Source organism: Fructilactobacillus sp. X2R5C3, from assembly GCF_059901325.1.
Genome location: NZ_JBWXUY010000002.1, coordinates 61522 through 79133, shown reverse-complemented (window position 1 = coordinate 79133; position 17612 = coordinate 61522). Strand labels below are relative to the sequence as shown.

Annotated in this window: 17 protein-coding genes and 1 tRNA gene; 4 read left to right on the top strand and 14 right to left on the bottom strand. The window is 37.2% G+C overall.

Features of this window, described 5'->3' with window-relative positions:
• The first annotated feature begins 128 nt into the window (after positions 1-128).
• Positions 129-755 (top strand): helix-turn-helix domain-containing protein, encoded by a 627-nt coding sequence (locus AC6UDE_RS03385; protein ID WP_500696617.1) that lies wholly within the window; start codon positions 129-131, stop codon positions 753-755.
• Between the two features lie 74 nt (positions 756-829).
• Here AC6UDE_RS03385 and AC6UDE_RS03380 read toward each other — a convergent pair.
• The 5 genes from AC6UDE_RS03380 to rnz form a co-directional block, all read right to left on the bottom strand.
• Positions 830-918: transfer RNA gene (locus tag AC6UDE_RS03380), tRNA-Ser, on the bottom strand.
• Positions 919-990: 72 nt separating this feature from the next.
• Complete coding sequence (locus AC6UDE_RS03375) at positions 991-1512, bottom strand: adenine phosphoribosyltransferase (protein ID WP_500695562.1); 522 nt, start codon at positions 1510-1512, stop codon at positions 991-993.
• Positions 1513-1535: 23 nt separating this feature from the next.
• Positions 1536-3851, bottom strand: coding sequence for a single-stranded-DNA-specific exonuclease RecJ (recJ, locus tag AC6UDE_RS03370; protein ID WP_500696616.1), 2316 nt, complete (start codon positions 3849-3851; stop codon positions 1536-1538).
• Positions 3852-3869: 18 nt separating this feature from the next.
• Positions 3870-4268, bottom strand: coding sequence for a LapA family protein (locus AC6UDE_RS03365; RefSeq protein WP_500693882.1), 399 nt, complete (start codon positions 4266-4268; stop codon positions 3870-3872).
• The gene (gene rnz, locus AC6UDE_RS03360) at positions 4265-5212 is read right to left on the bottom strand and encodes a ribonuclease Z (protein WP_500695560.1); all 948 of its coding nucleotides are present in this window, start codon (positions 5210-5212) and stop codon (positions 4265-4267) included. Before rnz ends, AC6UDE_RS03365 begins: the two co-directional genes overlap by 4 nt.
• Before the next feature lie 106 nt (positions 5213-5318).
• Between rnz and AC6UDE_RS03355 the strand changes: the two genes are divergently transcribed.
• Positions 5319-5597 carry a hypothetical protein gene (locus AC6UDE_RS03355; protein ID WP_500696615.1) on the top strand — a complete coding sequence of 93 codons (279 nt, stop codon included), beginning with the start codon at positions 5319-5321 and terminating at the stop codon, positions 5595-5597.
• Positions 5598-5630: 33 nt separating this feature from the next.
• Here AC6UDE_RS03355 and obgE read toward each other — a convergent pair whose 3' ends face one another.
• Positions 5631-6935 (bottom strand): GTPase ObgE, encoded by a 1305-nt coding sequence (gene obgE / locus AC6UDE_RS03350; RefSeq protein ID WP_500696614.1) that lies wholly within the window; start codon positions 6933-6935, stop codon positions 5631-5633.
• 18 nt (positions 6936-6953) lie between these two features.
• Complete coding sequence (uvrC, locus tag AC6UDE_RS03345) at positions 6954-8762, bottom strand: excinuclease ABC subunit UvrC (protein ID WP_500696613.1); 1809 nt, start codon at positions 8760-8762, stop codon at positions 6954-6956.
• 119 nt (positions 8763-8881) lie between these two features.
• On the opposite strand from uvrC, the gene AC6UDE_RS03340 reads away from it, so the two are divergent.
• Entirely contained in the window at positions 8882-9049 is a 168-nt protein-coding gene (locus AC6UDE_RS03340; protein WP_500695557.1) for an SPJ_0845 family protein, read from the top strand.
• 35 nt (positions 9050-9084) lie between these two features.
• Here AC6UDE_RS03340 and yihA read toward each other — a convergent pair whose 3' ends face one another.
• The 7 genes from yihA to rpsO all read right to left on the bottom strand — a co-directional run bounded on the left by yihA (position 9085) and on the right by rpsO (position 17109).
• Positions 9085-9669 (bottom strand): ribosome biogenesis GTP-binding protein YihA/YsxC, encoded by a 585-nt coding sequence (yihA, locus tag AC6UDE_RS03335; RefSeq protein WP_500693888.1) that lies wholly within the window; start codon positions 9667-9669, stop codon positions 9085-9087.
• A gap of 16 nt (positions 9670-9685) precedes the next feature.
• Positions 9686-10972 carry an ATP-dependent Clp protease ATP-binding subunit ClpX gene (gene clpX, locus AC6UDE_RS03330; protein WP_500696612.1) on the bottom strand — a complete coding sequence of 429 codons (1287 nt, stop codon included), beginning with the start codon at positions 10970-10972 and terminating at the stop codon, positions 9686-9688.
• Between the two features lie 143 nt (positions 10973-11115).
• Positions 11116-12453 carry a trigger factor gene (tig, locus tag AC6UDE_RS03325; RefSeq protein WP_500696611.1) on the bottom strand — a complete coding sequence of 446 codons (1338 nt, stop codon included), beginning with the start codon at positions 12451-12453 and terminating at the stop codon, positions 11116-11118.
• Positions 12454-12620: 167 nt separating this feature from the next.
• Positions 12621-13808 (bottom strand): elongation factor Tu, encoded by a 1188-nt coding sequence (gene tuf / locus AC6UDE_RS03320; RefSeq protein ID WP_500693891.1) that lies wholly within the window; start codon positions 13806-13808, stop codon positions 12621-12623.
• Positions 13809-13986: 178 nt separating this feature from the next.
• Positions 13987-14895: a hypothetical protein gene (locus AC6UDE_RS03315; RefSeq protein ID WP_500696610.1), complete on the bottom strand. Its 909-nt coding sequence runs from the start codon at positions 14893-14895 to the stop codon at positions 13987-13989.
• Positions 14896-14948: 53 nt separating this feature from the next.
• Entirely contained in the window at positions 14949-16667 is a 1719-nt protein-coding gene (locus AC6UDE_RS03310; RefSeq protein WP_500693893.1) for a ribonuclease J, read from the bottom strand.
• A 172-nt stretch (positions 16668-16839) separates the two neighbouring features.
• Positions 16840-17109 (bottom strand): 30S ribosomal protein S15, encoded by a 270-nt coding sequence (rpsO, locus tag AC6UDE_RS03305; RefSeq protein ID WP_500693894.1) that lies wholly within the window; start codon positions 17107-17109, stop codon positions 16840-16842.
• A 236-nt stretch (positions 17110-17345) separates the two neighbouring features.
• Between rpsO and rpsT the strand changes: the two genes are divergently transcribed.
• Positions 17346-17609 (top strand): 30S ribosomal protein S20, encoded by a 264-nt coding sequence (rpsT, locus tag AC6UDE_RS03300; RefSeq protein ID WP_500695552.1) that lies wholly within the window; start codon positions 17346-17348, stop codon positions 17607-17609.
• Positions 17610-17612 lie beyond the last annotated feature (3 nt).

Below are 17612 nucleotides of genomic sequence, written 5' to 3'. Positions count from 1 at the left end.
ATTCTGGACTGACTGATCAATTACTTAACTAAATTAATTATCAATCATATAAAATAAAATGTCAATGATTTTCTCTATTATTTGAAATAACTTTTTTAACCACCAATTTCAGAAAAGGAGAAACAATTTTGACAACAATTGAACGAATAAAGAGACTTTCAAGAATGCGTGGATGGTCACTTCAGTTAGTGGCCCAGAAGGCTGGGATTGGGATTAACAATATTTATACTTGGAACAAGAAAACTCCTAGTACAAAAAGCCTTGGAAAAGTCGCCAAAGTACTTGGAGTGTCGATCGATTACCTATTAGGAAATACTGATCAACTTAACTATCACAATGATAGTACAAGTGCTAAATCAAAAACTAATGAGACAATTGATCTTCCTCTCATTGGCAGCATTGCTTGCGGAAAACCAATCTTTGCTGAACAGAACGTTACCGCGTACTTTCCAACTTTAAAAGAAGGACTGCCAAGTGGTGAAAATTTCTGGTTAAAATGTGACGGAGACTCAATGGCTCCTACCATTCAAAACGGATCGTACGTTTTAATCCATTATCAACCAGAGGTGGAGAATGGTGAAATTGCCGCTGTCCTATTAAACGATAACGACGAAGCTACTCTTAAAAGGATTAGTACTCAAAAAGACCAAACCGTCTTAGTTCCTGATAATAAGGAGTACCCACCGATTATCTTGAATAAAGATAATCCAGGCAAAATCATTGGAAAAGCAATCCGGATGCAATCTGAATTATAAAAGCTCAATAACACAAAAAGACTATCAAAACTTGTAATTTTGGTAGTCTTTTTGTTTTGTAATACTACTTATAAAGGCGAGTACAGGATTTGAACCTGCGCGCCGGCTATAAACCGGTTCGCCGGATTTCGAGTCCGGTGCATTACCACTCTGCCAACTCGCCAAAATTAACACCACTTAAGTATAATCATAAAAGAACCGATAATCAACTTGAGAAGTGTTTTTAATTTAAAACTTAATCATATTTAATCAGACTGAGAATATCATAGTCTTTAATCTTATCGCGACCCTTTAAGTCCATTAATTCGACAATAAAAGCCGTTCCAACTACTACTCCACCAAGATCTTTGACTAACTCAATGGTAGCTTCAATGGTACCACCTGTAGCTAGCAAATCATCAGTCACAAGAACTCTCTGACCTGGTTTAATCGCATCATCATGCAAATAAAGTGATGACTGACCGTATTCCAAACCATATGTAGCTTTGACAGTTTTACCAGGTAACTTCCCTTTTTTTCTTGCAGGAGCAAATCCAATTCCAAGTTCATAGGCAACGGGACATCCAACAATAAAGCCACGCGCTTCGGGACCAACAATCATATCAATGTTCTTACCCTTGGCATAGTTGACAATTTCGTCAGTAGCTTGACGATATGCTTCGCCACTTTCTAGTAATGGAGAAATATCTCGAAAAGTTACACCTGGCTCTGGAAAATTAGGATAACTTGCTACATAATCCTTTAAATTAAGGACCATAAAAAATACTTCCTTTCTTATTATCAGTTCCCAATCTTATTAATTATTTTCACCAAATCACTTGGGGAAACGTTAAAAAGAGCATCTTCTACCTTTAATTGTTCTTCTCGCAATTGGTATGTGGGAGAAGTTGACAAGCTTTGCTTGTTTGGATTACTGATTCCATTCAAAATTCCATCTTGAATGGTGATAAATCCCAGTTCATTAAATACCTGCAACATGAAAACCAGAATATTGGTTGAAACCTGCAAATGGTTTGCAACCTCACCAACATTCTTTGAAATTTGCACATTTTTATTAGTTTCAACGAACTTAAATAGTTTAGCATACTGTGAACGTTCTGGCATCCCTAAATTTAAAATATGATTCTTTTTATATAAATACAATATAATTTCAGGATTTTGGAAATGATTAACAACGCCTTTTAATTCACCAAGTGTTTCAGGACAATCAACAAGATAAACTACCCCATTCGTAATATCTTTTTTAACATCCGAAGCAAGCATAGCTTTAGAATTCTTACCAACATATGATTTTAATTGTTGATACAAGTTACGATGAAAGAAAATATACGTTCCCTCATTTACAAACATTGACTTAGTTAAGGTAGTGGTCCGTTTGTCAATAACAACGGTTCCGTCAACTTTAAGATCATCAACCATCAACTGAAGATTAGTACGACCTTTCCACTCATTTTCATTCAAGGTCGCTGCTACGTTAATATTAGCTGACAATTTAGAAACTTCAGTAGCAACATCACCCATCCCAAAGTCAATTGCAGAAATCCGTGAATGATTGCCAACAGCTTGAAATTTAAGGTGATCATGGGCTTTCCCAATTGACTGAACATTAGTTAAAGCAATCGGATCAACATCAAATCGGGGGCATTCATTATCAGTCCCAAATGGACTCAAAGTTTGAATTTGTTGAAATAACTTTTGATCAATTTCATCTGGAGTAACTTTAAAATCAATTTTTAAAGTTGGCTTTTGTGATAAATCAACCTGCTGTTTTGCTGCTGACCGTTCAAACCGCTCAGCTAGTGTTTTTAAATTATCAGCTGGAACCGTTAATCCAACTGCCATCGCATGTCCACCAAATGCATCCATCAGATCGCGTTCACTATCTAAGGCTTTAAAAAGATCAAATCCTTTGACACTTCTTCCGGATCCCTTGGCGATCTTATTTTGGTCATCAACACTGACAACAACCGTCGGCTTATGAAATTTATCTTTAACTCGACTAGCTGCAATACCTAAAACTCCAGTATGCCAATCCTTTCCCACAATTAAAAGGGTTTCTCTCTTCTTATTCTCAGGTGAATCAGCTTGAGCGATTGCCTCGTCCGTAATTGAACTAACCAGTAACTTCCTCTGATCATTTTTTTGCTCAGTCTTCTTAGCTAGTTCGTTAGCTTGATCGTCGTCAACCGTAGTAAGCAGATCAACGCCCATATTGGCGTCACCCATCCGTCCAAGTGCATTTAATCTAGGAGCAATGTTAAACCCAATATCTTGTTCATCAACTTTTTCCAAATCAATTCCAGATCGTTTAATAAGGGCTTTTAATCCAGGTCGCACCGTCAAGTGAATGACATTTAATCCAAACTGAACGAGTGCCCGATTCTCTCCAGTTAATGATACTAAGTCAGCAACCGTCCCGATTGCGGCTAAATCTAGTTTATCTTGAGGAATTTCATCCATTAATGCCGTCGCCAACTTAAAAGCTACTCCAGCTCCAGAAAGATACTGAAACGGATATTTAGGATCGCCCAACTGAGCGTGAACGATTGCATAGGCGTTTGGCAACTTTTCTGGTAATTCGTGATGATCGGTAATAATCACATCACAACTCAATTTATTAGCTTCCTCAATTGCATCAAAGCCGGCAACTCCATTATCAACAGTAACAATTAACGAAGTTCCACTATCAATAATTTTTTGAAAGGCCTTCACATTTGGACCGTATCCATCTTTAAACCGATTAGGAATATAATAACGAACTTCCGCTCCCATCTCGACTAGCGTTTCATATAAAATGGCGGTACTAGTAAGTCCGTCAGCATCATAATCCCCATAAACGGTAATTTGTTCACCGTTTTCAACTGCCAATTCAATCCGTTCAACCGCTTTTTGCATATCATGCATTAAAAAGGGATCGTTTAAGTCACTAGTATCCGGGTTTAAGTAATGTTGAATCTTATCGACATTATCATAACCACGTTCAAACAGTAAGCTAACAACTAACGGTTCAAGTCCCAAATCATTAGCTAGTTGATTAACAGCATCTTGGTTAAGATTATTTTGTTTTAGCTCCCAATTATACTTTGAAGAAAGCAAATATGGATCCTCTTTTCACTATTTTTCGTTGTCCTTCTGCTGTTTATTAATCACATCTTCAACGTTTCGATTATCTTGATTAACCTTTTGTTTACTAATTGAATTCTTTAACTGCATCTTTAGAGAATCAATTTGTTTATTTAAATCATTAATTTGTCCCTTTAATCCATCAATGGTTTTCTGTGAATCACGATTTTCTTTTTTCCGCTTGGAACCATTTTTAAATGAACTGATCATTGATAATAAGAACATGATTAAAGCTCCAATTAGTAATGTCAATAATAAGACTAAGATTAACGGCATTTTAACCGTCGTAAAACCAAAATTAATCTCCGCACTTCCCATATTTAGCAAAACAAAAATAGCGACAATCACAATCAAGACCATGCTTAAAATCATTGAAACTTGCTTTTTCATTGGGCATTCTCCTCTCCCTTATTAAAGGGAATATCAATAAAATCAAAATCTTTAACTACCTTGGTATTTGGAAAAACTTGTTGAGCCTGCCTCTGTAACTCATGAGCCATTTTAGCAGTATACCTTGCAGAAATGTGCGTTAATAATAATCGTTTTACGTTGGCATCCCTGGCGGTATTAGCAGCCTGGATGTTCGTAGAATGATAGTAATTGTGAGCTAATTTTGCTTCGCCCTTTCCAAAAGTACTTTCATGAACTAAAATGTCAGCATTTTGCGCTAACTTATTGATGGTATCAACTTTTCTCGTATCCCCTAAAATGGTAACAATTCTCCCCTTTTGGGAATTACCAATGTAGTCCTTGCCATTAATGACTCTCCCGTCACTAAGTTTAACCGTCTTACCTTCCTTAAGCTTTCCGTACAGTGGACCAGACGGAATATTATCCTCCTGCAATTTATCAACAAGCAGTTCACCCGGATGATCATGTTCAACAATTCGAAAACCCCAACTTTGAACTTGATGATCAAGCTTTTCCGCATAAACTGTAAACTTTTTACCGTCAAAAATCTTACCAGGCTGGTCCAGCTCTACGTATTTTATTTTATACCCTAACTTAGTCTGCGTCACTTGCAAACTAGTCTGAACGTAATTTTTGATTCCAAAGGGGCCATAAATGGTAACCGGATCATCTCCGCCTTGAAACGAACGACTTGATAATAATCCCGGAAGACCATAGATATGATCACCATGAAGGTGGGTAATAAAAATCTTATTAATTTTTCGCGGTTTTAACGTTGATCGCAAGATTTGTTGTTGAGTACCTTCCCCCGCATCAAACAACCACACGGAATTAATCTCATCCAACAATCTTAAAGCGACACTAGAAACGTTTCGAAACTTACCAGGAACTCCCGCACCAGTTCCAAAAAACTCTAATTGCATATCCTATCGTTCCTTTTTGACACTCAAATTTTTACACTCGTGAAGAATTACTATACAATTGTAGCATACCACATTAGCAATAATAAGCTGAATCTAGGTGATAACTTTGAGATTAAACGAATTTTACGTCTCATCCGAAGATTTAAATAATTCATATAAAATATACGTTGAAATTAATAAGATTATTCTACCAGTTTTTGACATTGAATTTTCGCAAAATAAAATTTTATTAGTACCAAGCAAAAACAAACGGCCACTAACCTTGAATCAATTTAATACCCGGACAAGAGAACTTGATGATCATCTATCACTTTTTTGTAAAACAATTGAAACTCCAAAACTATTCGGTTATCGTTTAAAAAATGATGAGCTTATTTTTGGATAATAAAAGACGATACCGCAAGTATCGTCTTTTATATTATTCAACATATGAAAAGGTAAAGTCCGAAATTGATACCAGATCGCCATTCTTAGCGCCGGCATCCCGTAGTGCTTGATCAACACCCATTCCACGTAATTTTCGAGCTAATCTTAACACACCTTGTTCATGTTCAGTATTGGCCATTTGAATTACTCGTTCAATCTGATGTCCAGACAGAACCCAAGTTCCATCTTCATCTTTTGTCAAAGTAAACGGCTTTTCATCCTCATCGGGACGGTAAATGACTTCCTTAGAATCATTAAGCTCGTTAGCACCCACAATTGGAAACTTTGGTGCCTTATCAAGTTCACTACTCGTTTCTCGAATGAGATCATTAAGCCCTGAATGAGTAATGGAAGAAATGGGAATAATTTTGCCATTAACGTGGTCATTATGTTCAACTAATTCACGTTTAAACAACTTAAGATTTTCAGCCGAATCCGGCATATCCATTTTAGAAGCAACGATAATTTGGGGACGTTTCAAAAGACTTTTATCAAAATTAGCCAGTTCATGATTGATTTTTTCATAGTCATCATACGGATCACGTCCCTCAACTCCACTCATATCAACAACATGAAGGATAACTCGAGTTCTTTGAATGTGTCTTAAAAATTCAAAACCTAATCCCACACCCTTGGAAGCTCCCTCAATCAGTCCAGGCAAATCAGCAATCACAAAGTCACTTCCATCATGATTTCGTACAATCCCCAGATTAGGAACAATGGTCGTAAAGTGGTATTGAGCTACTTTTGGTTTTGATGAAGTAATTGCACTTAATAACGTGGATTTACCAGCCGATGGAAAACCGACTAAACCAACATCAGCTAATAACCTTAACTGAAGTTCGATCTCCATTTCTTGACCTGGTTCCCCATTTTCAGCAATTTCTGGCGCAGAATTTTTAGGGGTGGCAAAGTGAACGTTTCCTCTTCCTCCACGACCACCCTTTACAACTACAACTTCATCGTTTGCTTTAGTCAAATCCGCAATTGGCTCGCCGGTCTCTGAGTTATAAATCGTGGTGCCATCGGGGACATGTACTACCAAATCCGGTGCACTTGCACCCGTCATCTTTTTGTTAGCACCATTCCCACCGTTTTTGGCTTTAAATTGTTTTTTATACTTAAAATCCATTAAAGTTGACATTCCAGTATCAACTTTGAAAACAACATTACCACCATGGCCACCATCACCACCAGAAGGTCCACCATTTGGTACATATTTTTCCCGACGAAATCCGACCATTCCGTCTCCACCTTTACCGGCCTTAACTTTAAATTTTACTTGATCTACAAACATAATTTCTCCATTTTCATATTAGTTTTTCATCATCTTGGCCACTGGTGCAACGTTCTCAAAGGTCAATTTTACCGTCTGAGCAACTTTCTTTGAAATACCGACTGCTTGAATGTCTTCGACACTAGCATCTGCAATGTTTTTGGTGGAGCCGAATTTTCGCAAAAGTTTATTTCTAGTTTTGGGTCCCACTCCTCTAATACTATCTAACCTAGAAGTCATCGAATTCTTATTATGGAGTTGATGATGATAGTTAATTGCAAAGCGATGCACTTCGTCTTGAACCCTTTGAACTAGATAAAAGGCCTGGCTTTTCGGATTTAAATTAACGTGATGATCATTACTTCCGTAAAGCAAATCAGCCGTCTTATGTTTCTCATTTTTCACCATTCCAGCTACTGGAATGTGCAGATTAAGTTCATTTTCCAAAACATCAGTAACGGCATTCATCTGAATCTCGCCTCCGTCCATTAGGATCAAATCTGGCATTTCAGCGTGTTCCTTTAATAACCGTGTGTAGCGCCTTCTAATCACTTCGCGCGTGCTGGCAGCTTCATCGGCATGATCAACGGTTCTTAACTTATATTTTCGGTACTTCTTCTTATTCGGTTTTCCATCTTCAAATACTACCATAGCAGAAACCAAATCAGCACCCGAAATATGAGAATGATCAAAAGCTTCGATTCGTTCGAGATGACCAATTCCTAAAGCGTCGCCCAATTCATCCATTGCTCCGGTAGTCTTTTTGCGATCCATTTCCATTAACTTAAACTGTTCGTTTAAAACCAATCGCGCATTATGCTCTGCCATGTCCAAAAGGGCTTTCTTCTGACCACGTTGAGGGGTTCTAACTGGCACTCCGATCATCTTCGAAAGAACATCATGGTCGATTGAGTTAGGTACCAAAATTTCTTTGGGTGGAATCCGATCAGAATCGTTATAAAATTGAACGATATAGCTAGTCATCTCTTCATTGGCGGTACTGATAATCGGAAACAATTTTTTCTCACGTTTCATCAAACGTGCCTGCCGAATAAAGAAAACTTGTACAGAAAGCCATCCCTTATCAGCATAAAAATTAAACACATCTCGTGGGGTATTATCATGTGAAATGATTTTTTGTTTCTCAACGGTCGCATCAATGTAATGCAGTTGATCGCGCAATTCAGCTGCCCGCTCATACTCCATGTTATTTGATGCCGTATTCATTCGTTTAGTCAGTAGTTGTCTAGCAGGTCCCACACTACCGTTTAAAAATGACTTGATTTTCTTGATTTGAGCATCGTACTCTGACTTAGGTACTTTCTTAAAGCAAGCCCCCAAGCACTGTCCCATGTGGTAGTACAAACAAGCTCGTTTTTGATACCCATTACAACGTCTGAGTGGATACATCTTTTGTAAGAAATTCAAGGTTTCATCTGCAGCATAGACGTTTGGATATGGTCCAAAATAATATCCACCATCATTTTTAACGGTATTAGTAATCAACATTCGGGGATCACGTTCATTAGTAATTTTAATGTAAGGATACCCACTGTGTCCTTGCTTTAAACGAACGTTATAATAAGGCCGATGCTTCTGAATCAAAGTGATTTCAAGTAAAAATGCTTCTTTGTCATTTGAAGTAATGATTGTCTCAAAATCAGCAATGTTTCGCACTAATTTGGCTCGTCTCCCATACTGAGTACTCTTGAAATAAGAGCGAACTCGATTCTTTAGGTTTTTTGCCTTACCAATATAAATAATTTTGCCATCTTTATCTTTCATAATGTAACAACCGGGTTGATCCGGAAGTAACGTTAATTTTCGTTCAATTAAATCAGATGCCATAAACTCCCTCCTTTCCGATAAATACTACTGTTACAATTATAATGAATTAGTTACAGTTTGTATAACAAACTGACATGAAATGATTTTTTTGCTATGATGAGTTTAAAGGAGCGATCAATATGGGACTAAAAATTAGAAGAAATGAAGATCTTGATGCCATGTTCAGTAAATTCGCTAAAGAGAATCCGAAAGATCCTAACCGTACCAAGTTTTTGAATCATAAAAACAAAGAAGACCAGCGCGAATCAAAAAAGAATAAAATATTAGATCAAGACAAAACCAAATAAACACAAAATCAGCTGTTCTCACAGCTGATTTTTTATTACTTAATTTGTTGTTCAATCCAGTTCCAAATTTGATCTGCTCCGACCTTGGTTTTAGCAGAGAACATTATCAGCGGTTCATCTGCTTCAAGCTCCAGCCCTTTTCGCAACGTCTGTTCTTGTTTCTTGATCTTACTTTTAGGAATTTTATCAACCTTAGTCGCTACATAAAGCACGGGAATTCCATAATACTCTAACCAATCACGCATCTGAATATCGTACTCACTCGGGGCGTGTCTACCATCAATTAAATTGATCACTCCCCGGAGCTGTTCACGTTGCGTTAGATAAGTCTCAATCATTTGAGCCCATTTTTCCCGTTCTGTTTTAGAAACCTTCGCATACCCATATCCTGGAACGTCAACAAAATAGAGTTCATCGTTAACGCGATAAAAATTCAAAGTTTGAGTTTTTCCAGGTTGGCCAGACGTATGAGCGTAATCCTTCCGGTTAATCAACACATTCGTTAGTGAAGACTTGCCAACGTTAGATCGACCCAAAAAGCCAATTTCTGGATATCCAGTAGTGGGATACTGTTTGGGATCAACTGCACTCATCACAAGTTCAACATCATTTACGTCCATTATTATCTCCGTTTAATTACTTTGTTTCGCTTTTTAAAACCATCTTTGGTTCTTTACCACTATTTACTGAATCTGGGGTAACAATCACTTCTTTAACGTCATCACGACTTGGAAGTGAATACATAATATCTCTCATCACACTTTCAATCATAGAACGAAGACCACGAGCACCCGTATTTCTAGCAATGGCTTTTTTTGCCATGGCCTTAAGTGCAGCATCTTCAAATTTAAGTTGGACACCCTCGAGTGATAAAAGCTTTTGGTATTGTTTTACTAACGCATTTTTAGGTTGAGTCAGAATTTTGACCAGATCATTTTCACTTAACTTATTCAAAGCGGTCAAAATTGGAAGACGACCGATAAACTCTGGAATTAATCCAAAATTCATCAGGTCTTCAGGAATTACTTTTTGCATAATATCTTCATCAGCAACGTCTTGGGTCTCATGATTATCAACCCCAAAACCAATTGTCTTATCACCTAAGCGTCGTCTAACAATATCTTGAATTCCATCAAAAGCCCCACCAACAATAAACAGAATATTCTTCGTATTAATCTTAATAAACTCTTGGCTCGGGTTCTTTCTACCACCCTTTGGTGGAACATTAGCGGTAGTTCCCTCTAAAATCTTTAAAAGAGCCTGTTGGACTCCTTCACCAGATACATCTCTTGTGATTGAAACATTTTCGGCTTTTTTAGCAATTTTATCAATCTCGTCAATATAAATGATTCCCTTTTCAGCCCGATCAACGTCATAGTCAGCGTTCTGTAAGAGTTTCAAAAGAATATTTTCAACATCTTCTCCAACATATCCAGCTTCAGTCAACGTCGTAGCGTCAGCAATTGCAAAGGGAACGTTTAAAATTTTAGCAAGCGTTTGGGCCAGATAAGTCTTCCCCGATCCAGTTGGTCCAATCATCGCAATATTACTTTTCTGAATCTGAGCATCATCATAAGCATGTCGTTCTTGGTTACCATCTTCACTTTCATCATCATCTTCAGAATCATTCAAAGCCTTAATTCTCATATAATGATTAAAGACAGCCACCGCTAGCGTTTTTTTGGCTTCATCTTGACCAATCACATACTCATCAAGTTTTTTAACAATTTCACTTGGAGTAAGCACATTGATGTCTTCAGCATCGGTCTTGTTTAATTCATCACTCATGATCTGTTCACACAAATCGATACATTCATTACAAATATATACACCGGGTCCAGCAACAATTTTTTTTACTTGGTCCTGTGACTTTCCACAAAAGGAGCAAGTAATGGTCTCATTTTGATTTGAATCATCATACATGGTATCTCTCCTTTTTGTTAATTCGTTGTTAATTCGTCTCGTTGCCTGCAATTTGAAACTATACCATACTAATAGAACCTTTTAAAATAATTTGCTCTACAAAAAAAGACCCGCTCTAACAAGCGGATCCCATCTTGTATAAATTATTTCTTATTTTCTTTACTGGAATCCTTCTTTTCAGAAGCCTTCTTGGTAGTTGATTTTGGTTCTTCTTTAGCACTGTCAACCACAATGTCAACGGCTTTTTGAATACCAATATCATGTTTTAACATGTCATCAGATAATGCATTACGAACGGCTGTTTCTTCCATTCCGTATTGTTTAGCGAGGTTGCTAACTTCTTTTTGAATGTCTTCTTCACTAGGATCAATCTTTTCAGCTTTAACAATTGCTTCTAAGACCAAATTAGTTTTAACTCGACGATCTGCACCATCAGCAAATTGCTTCTTTAAGTCCTCTGGCTTAGTACCAGTGAGTTTGTAGTACATTTCAGCGTTAATACCCTGCTGCTGCATTCCAGCTAAGTACTGGTCCATCTGACGTTGAACGTCATCATTAATCATAACTTCTGGAATATCTTTAACACTAGCATTATCTACTGCTTCACTAATAGCCGTATTTTCCTTGGCATCGTGAGCGGCTGATTCTTTTTGTTCCTTAAGTTCTTTTTTAACTTTGTCTTCCAATTCAGAAAGAGTATCAACATCTTCATCAACATCTTTAGCAAAGTCATCATCAAGCTTAGGAAGTTGTTTCTCTTTAACTTCATGGAGTTTAACCTTAAAGGTAGCTTCTTTGCCAGCTAGTGACTTTTCTTGATAATCCTTAGGGAAGGTAACTTTTACTTCGACATCATCGCCAGCCTTTTTTCCAATCAATTGATCTTCAAATCCTGGAATGAATGATCCTGAACCAAGTTCAAGAGAATAGTTATTTGCTTTTCCACCTTCAAAAGGCTTGCCATCAACAAATCCCTCAAAATCAATGGTAACGGTGTCACCTTTTTTGGCAGGACGATCAACTAGAACAAGTTCAGCTTGAGATTGACGCATTTTATCAATCTTAGCATCAACGTCTTTCTTGTAAACTCGAGTACTTTCCTTTGGAACGCTTAGTCCTTTGTATTGACCAAGTTTAACATCAGGTTTGACACTAACAGTAGCCTTTAAGACCCAAGGCTTCCCTTTTTCAATTGAATCAACACTAACGTCAGGTTGACCAACGGGTTCAATGCCAGCGTCTTTAATTGCTTCACTGTAAGCATCTGGTAATAACAAATTCAAAGCATCTTGGTATAAAGCTTCTTCACCATACATTTGGTTAAATACTTGTCTTGAAACTTTACCCTTACGGAATCCAGGAACTTTAATATTTTTCTTATTCTTTTTGAAAGCTCGATCTAATCCTTCTTTAATCTTATCAAGACCAATTTCAAAAGTTAATTCCCCATCATTGGTACCTTTTTTCTTCCAATCTGCCATAACATTTCCTCCAACATGAAAAATATTTACACACTTTTCCAAGTAATAGTATTCAAATAATATTCTAACTTAAGCGTCCTCAAAAGTAAACAGCGACGCTAAAACGGCCATAGCAATAAAAAAAGAGATTGAAGACAATGTCTTCAATCTCTAAATAAAAATACTAATTAATCATCGATTTCGGTAACAACACCGGCACCAACGGTATGTCCACCTTCACGAATAGTGAACTTAGTACCCTTTTCAATGGCAACTGGCTTAGTTAAGTCAACGTGGAAAGTAACGTTGTCTCCAGGCATTACCATTTCAGTTCCCTTGTCTAATTCGATAACACCAGTAACATCAGTGGTGTGGAAGTAGAATTGAGGACGATAGTTTGAGAAGAATGGAGTATGACGTCCACCTTCTTCTTTGGTTAAGATATAAACTTGACCAGTGAACTTCTTGTGGGTTTGAATTGAACCAGGTGCTGCAAGAACTTGTCCACGAACAACTTGGTCACGATCAATACCACGAAGTAATGCACCGATGTTGTCACCGGCTTCACCCTTGTCAAGAGTCTTTCTGAACATTTCAAGACCAGTAACAGTAGTCTTCAATGTGTCAGGAACTAAACCAACAATTTCAACTTCGTCGCCGACTTTGATGCTACCACGGTCAATACGGCCAGAAGCAACAGTTCCACGACCAGTGATGGTAAATACATCTTCAACAGGCATTAAGAATGGCTTGTCGTCATCACGTTCTGGAGTTGGGATGTATTCATCAACAACATCCATTAATTTCATGATGTTTTCTTCTTGTTCTTTGTCACCTTGAAGTGCTTTCAAAGCTGAACCACGAACAACCGGAACATCGTCACCATTGTAACCATATTCTGAAAGCAACTCACGAATTTCCATTTCAACTAAGTCGATCAATTCGTCGTCATCAACCATGTCAGTCTTGTTCAAGAAGACAACAATGTGGTCAACACCAACTTGTCTAGCAAGCAAAATGTGTTCACGAGTTTGTGGCATAGGACCATCAGTTGCGGCAACAACAAGAATGGCACCATCCATTTGGGCAGCACCAGTGATCATGTTCTTAACGTAGTCAGCATGTCCTGGGGCGTCAATATGTGCATAATGACGCTTTTCAGTTTCGTATTCAACGTGGGCAGTATTAATAGTAATACCACGTTCCTTTTCTTCTGGTGCAGCATCGATATCAGCAAAGTCTTCAGCCTTAGCCAAGCCCTTTTCTGATAATACTTTAGTGATTGCTGCAGTTAAAGTAGTCTTCCCGTGGTCAATATGGCCGATAGTACCAATATTAACGTGGGGCTTTGTTCTTTCATAATGTTCTTTTGCCATTTATGAAACCCTCCTGTCATTTTCGTAAGACAAACATCAGCAAAACGCCAATGTCTCTTTATCATTAATTATACTACATTTCCCCTAAAAGGCAAAATTATCACCCTTTTGGGAATTCACTTTCATATTATATCCACTGACAAATTATTTGTAAACCAGATATAGACAATTTCTTAAATTACTTTAGTAATAAATTCATGATTTTATCAATTTTCACTAACCAATGATCAATTGATCCCATTTTTTCATCATCCACTACCATATTCGGATTAATGATATGCCGATGAATAGCGGTTACCCATTCATCAGGTTCCTTAATCACATCATCAATAAACGGATACAAAATTTGAGCATCATATTCGGCCGCGTTAGAAATTTGCTGATAACGAATTGGATCATTTTGTCCGTAGCGTTCCCTAATTTCCTTTTGCATTGCTTGATACGCACTAGAATCCAATTCATCAACAAGCTGTGATGGTGTTAAAGTATACGTTTTTCCATCCATCCAAATATATTTAACTGGTTTATCATACTTTAACTTAGCTAAATTATTAAGTAACTGATTTCTCCATACCGGATTGACGTCTGGATCTACTAGGTTAAACTGTGCACCCTTCAAATATTGCTTATACGGGAGTTCTTCAGCCTTTTCCATTATGTCGCGCTGCTTGATTCCCGTTTGTCCACCCATGTGCATAAAATGCTTCAAGTTAGCCCGGTTAGATTCAGCTTGCTCAGAGTCATTGATTCTCTCTAAAGATTCGATTTTGCTTTTGACATCATCCTTATCTAATACATCAATTGAATCAACAATTATTCGTAATGGGATAAACTTCCAGTTTTTTAAGTAAATATTTATTAATAATTTAACGTCATTTTCAACAAAATAATTAAAGTTATCTTCTAATAATCGATATGATTCAACGTACTTTTTTTCATTAAAGAGCGAGTGTCCCAACAAATCAATCACATTGTAATCGTCAACTTCATCATACAAAGCCAACAATTCCTGTGAACTTTTCTGATAATGTTTTTGCCTAAAGTCTGTTTGTGCTTTTTTTAATCTTGCCTTTTGATGATCATTCAATCTATTATCCTCACATAAGAAGACTAAAGAAGTTGAGCCGGGGCTCAACTTCTTTAGTCTTCTTGATCGTTTTTATTGTTAGCTTTTTTTCTTCTATGGTGTTGATTGACTTCCATAATAACTGGAAGAATTACTGGTCTTCTCCCAGTCTTTTTGTATAGAAATTGTCCAAGGTCTTCTCTAACATCCTGTTTTAAATGACCCCAGTCAAACTCCTTGTTATTAAGGTTATTCTGGACTGCTTCAGATACAATATCAGCTGCTTCTTTAAGCAAGGATTTATCAGAATTAACGTAAACAAATCCCCGAGCCATGATTTTGGGCTCTGAAATAATTTTTTTCTTCTTACGGTCGATAGTAACCACTGCCACGAAGACACCATCTTCCGATAACACTTTTCGATCTCGTAATACAATGTTTCCAATGTCTCCGACACCAATCCCATCAATCATGGTGTCAGAAGCTGGGACAGCTTCTGACAAAAACATGTTTTCACCATCAAACTCAATTACATCACCTTTAGCGGGTAAAATAACGTGTGATGGTTTCATCCCAACTTCCTCAGCTAGCTCTTTTTGTGCTTCCATTAATCGATACTCACCTTGGATTGGAATTAAGTAATCAGGATGAATTAAATTAAGGAGCAGTTGAAGATCATGCTTGCTGGCATCCCCTGAAATATTCTTTTCATCAGCAATGCTCATGACCTCTCCACCAGCTTTATAGATCATATCGCGAGTCTTAGCCCATGGAGTGTCCATTGCACGGGATGGACTGGTAGCAATCAAGACCAGGTCACCTGGCTGAATATCAACGTCTCTGTCTCGGTTATCAGCCATTCTTTGAAGTGATTCCATTGGTTCACCGTTCTTACCGGTTTGTAGAATCAAAACTTCATGCGGATTCATTTGCTCTAACTCTTTTGCAGATTCAATAAACAAATCGTCAGAAGGTAACGTTAATTTGCCAAGTTTCAACGCAGTATCAATAACCTCTTCTAGACCCTTGCTGGTTAGATAAACTCTCCTACCTGACTTAGACGCAGCGTTTAATACTTCTTGAATTCTTAAAATATTATTAGCAAGACAAGCAACGATCACACGACCCTTCTGATAGTGAAAAGTTTCATAGAGATAGTCTCTGATCTCTTTCTCGTCAGTACTCTCTTCCGGATTGTCAGCATTTCTTGAGTCACTTAAAAGTGCCAACACGTGTTCTTTACCAATATCAGTAAGAGCTGAATAATCCGTTTTGTACCCGTCAGCAGCAGTCTGATCAAATTTAAAATCACCAGTATAAACAATGTTTCCGAGTTCAGTACTAATCACGATCCCAACTGAGTCAGGAATTGAATGAGTGGTATCAAAGAAACTAACCGTGCCATCCTCAAATACAATTTCGCTTTTACTATTAATGACGTGAAAATCATTAAATTTCTTAGTCTTCTTATTATCGGCAACCGCCAACTTTGCCAAACCAATCGTTAACTCCGTTCCAAACACGGGAACGTTAAATTCACTTAAAAAATATGGAAGTGCACCAATTGCATCTGCGTGACCGTGGGTAAGAAAAACCCCGACAATTTTATCGGCGTTATCCCTTAAATACGAAAAATCTGGGATTACAAAATCAATTCCTAACATTTCGTTTTGAGGGTATTTTAGTCCACAATCCAAAATAAAAATACTATTATCATTAATTTCAATGGCATAAAGATCCTTGCCATTTTCTCTCACTCCACCCAGTGGAATGATTTTGATGTTCTTTTTCATAATTACTTGTTCCTCTCAAAAAATTACTTACGATTAAAATTAACTATTTTATGCGAAGCTTGGCCTCTAAACGCTCATGATATCTGTTAACAGTGTAACATATTTATATTAAGCACTAAATTATTTATGTATAAAAAAAGAGCGGAAAAAATCCGCCCTATTAAAATCAAGATTAACGACGTAATCCTAACTCCTTGATTAATTTACGATAACTTTGTACATCATTGTTACGTAAGTAAGCAAGAAGATTTCTTCTGTGACCGATCTTCTTCATAAGTCCACGTTGTGAATGAAAATCCTTTTTGTGGGTCTTCATGTGTCCATTAATTTCATTAATATCAGCAGTCAGTACAGCAATTTGTACTTCTGTCGAGCCCGTGTCACCATCGTGTTGAGCAAACTTTTTAATAATATCGTTCTTTTGTTCTTTAGTTAAAGCCATTATTACATTCCACCTTTCTAATCTAATCCCTCAATCTGAGTAATACGTCAGTGACTCGCAAAACTAAGATTAAGTTACCTATTTAATATAACCTAAAAGAAAGCGTTATTCAAGTTATCATTAAAAAATTAGTCTTGTTTTTAGTGCTATTGCAATTAATCAATGGATTTTGTATAATTAGGAACGTCAAAAGATGTGAATAATTGAATTTATTTCACAAGGTGGAGGTGAACTTAATGCCAGTAATTAAATCTGCTATCGAACGTATGCGAACTAACGAAGAAGCTAGAAAGAAAAACGCATCTCAAAAGAACGAAATGAGAAGTGCAATCAAAAAATTCGAAAAAGCTGAAGCTTCTGGTGCCGATGATTTAGATAGTGTATACCGCAGTGCTGTTGCAGCAATTGACCATGCAAAATCTAAGGGTCTTATCAAAGCTAATAACGCTAACCGTAAGAAGTCTCATTTAGCAAATAAACTTGCTAAAAACGACAACTAAAAA

Coding starts and splice junctions, on each gene's coding strand:
- AC6UDE_RS03375 (WP_500695562.1), bottom strand. CDS start 1,512: ATGGTCCTTAATTTAAAGGATTATGTAGCAAGTTATCCTAATTTTCCA.
- AC6UDE_RS03365 (WP_500693882.1), bottom strand. CDS start 4,268: ATGAAAAAGCAAGTTTCAATGATTTTAAGCATGGTCTTGATTGTGATT.
- rnz (WP_500695560.1), bottom strand. CDS start 5,212: ATGCAATTAGAGTTTTTTGGAACTGGTGCGGGAGTTCCTGGTAAGTTT.
- obgE (WP_500696614.1), bottom strand. CDS start 6,935: ATGTTTGTAGATCAAGTAAAATTTAAAGTTAAGGCCGGTAAAGGTGGA.
- uvrC (WP_500696613.1), bottom strand. CDS start 8,762: ATGGCATCTGATTTAATTGAACGAAAATTAACGTTACTTCCGGATCAA.
- AC6UDE_RS03340 (WP_500695557.1), top strand. CDS start 8,882: ATGGGACTAAAAATTAGAAGAAATGAAGATCTTGATGCCATGTTCAGT.
- yihA (WP_500693888.1), bottom strand. CDS start 9,669: ATGGACGTAAATGATGTTGAACTTGTGATGAGTGCAGTTGATCCCAAA.
- clpX (WP_500696612.1), bottom strand. CDS start 10,972: ATGTATGATGATTCAAATCAAAATGAGACCATTACTTGCTCCTTTTGT.
- tig (WP_500696611.1), bottom strand. CDS start 12,453: ATGGCAGATTGGAAGAAAAAAGGTACCAATGATGGGGAATTAACTTTT.
- tuf (WP_500693891.1), bottom strand. CDS start 13,808: ATGGCAAAAGAACATTATGAAAGAACAAAGCCCCACGTTAATATTGGT.
- AC6UDE_RS03310 (WP_500693893.1), bottom strand. CDS start 16,667: ATGAAAAAGAACATCAAAATCATTCCACTGGGTGGAGTGAGAGAAAAT.
- rpsO (WP_500693894.1), bottom strand. CDS start 17,109: ATGGCTTTAACTAAAGAACAAAAGAACGATATTATTAAAAAGTTTGCT.
- rpsT (WP_500695552.1), top strand. CDS start 17,346: ATGCCAGTAATTAAATCTGCTATCGAACGTATGCGAACTAACGAAGAA.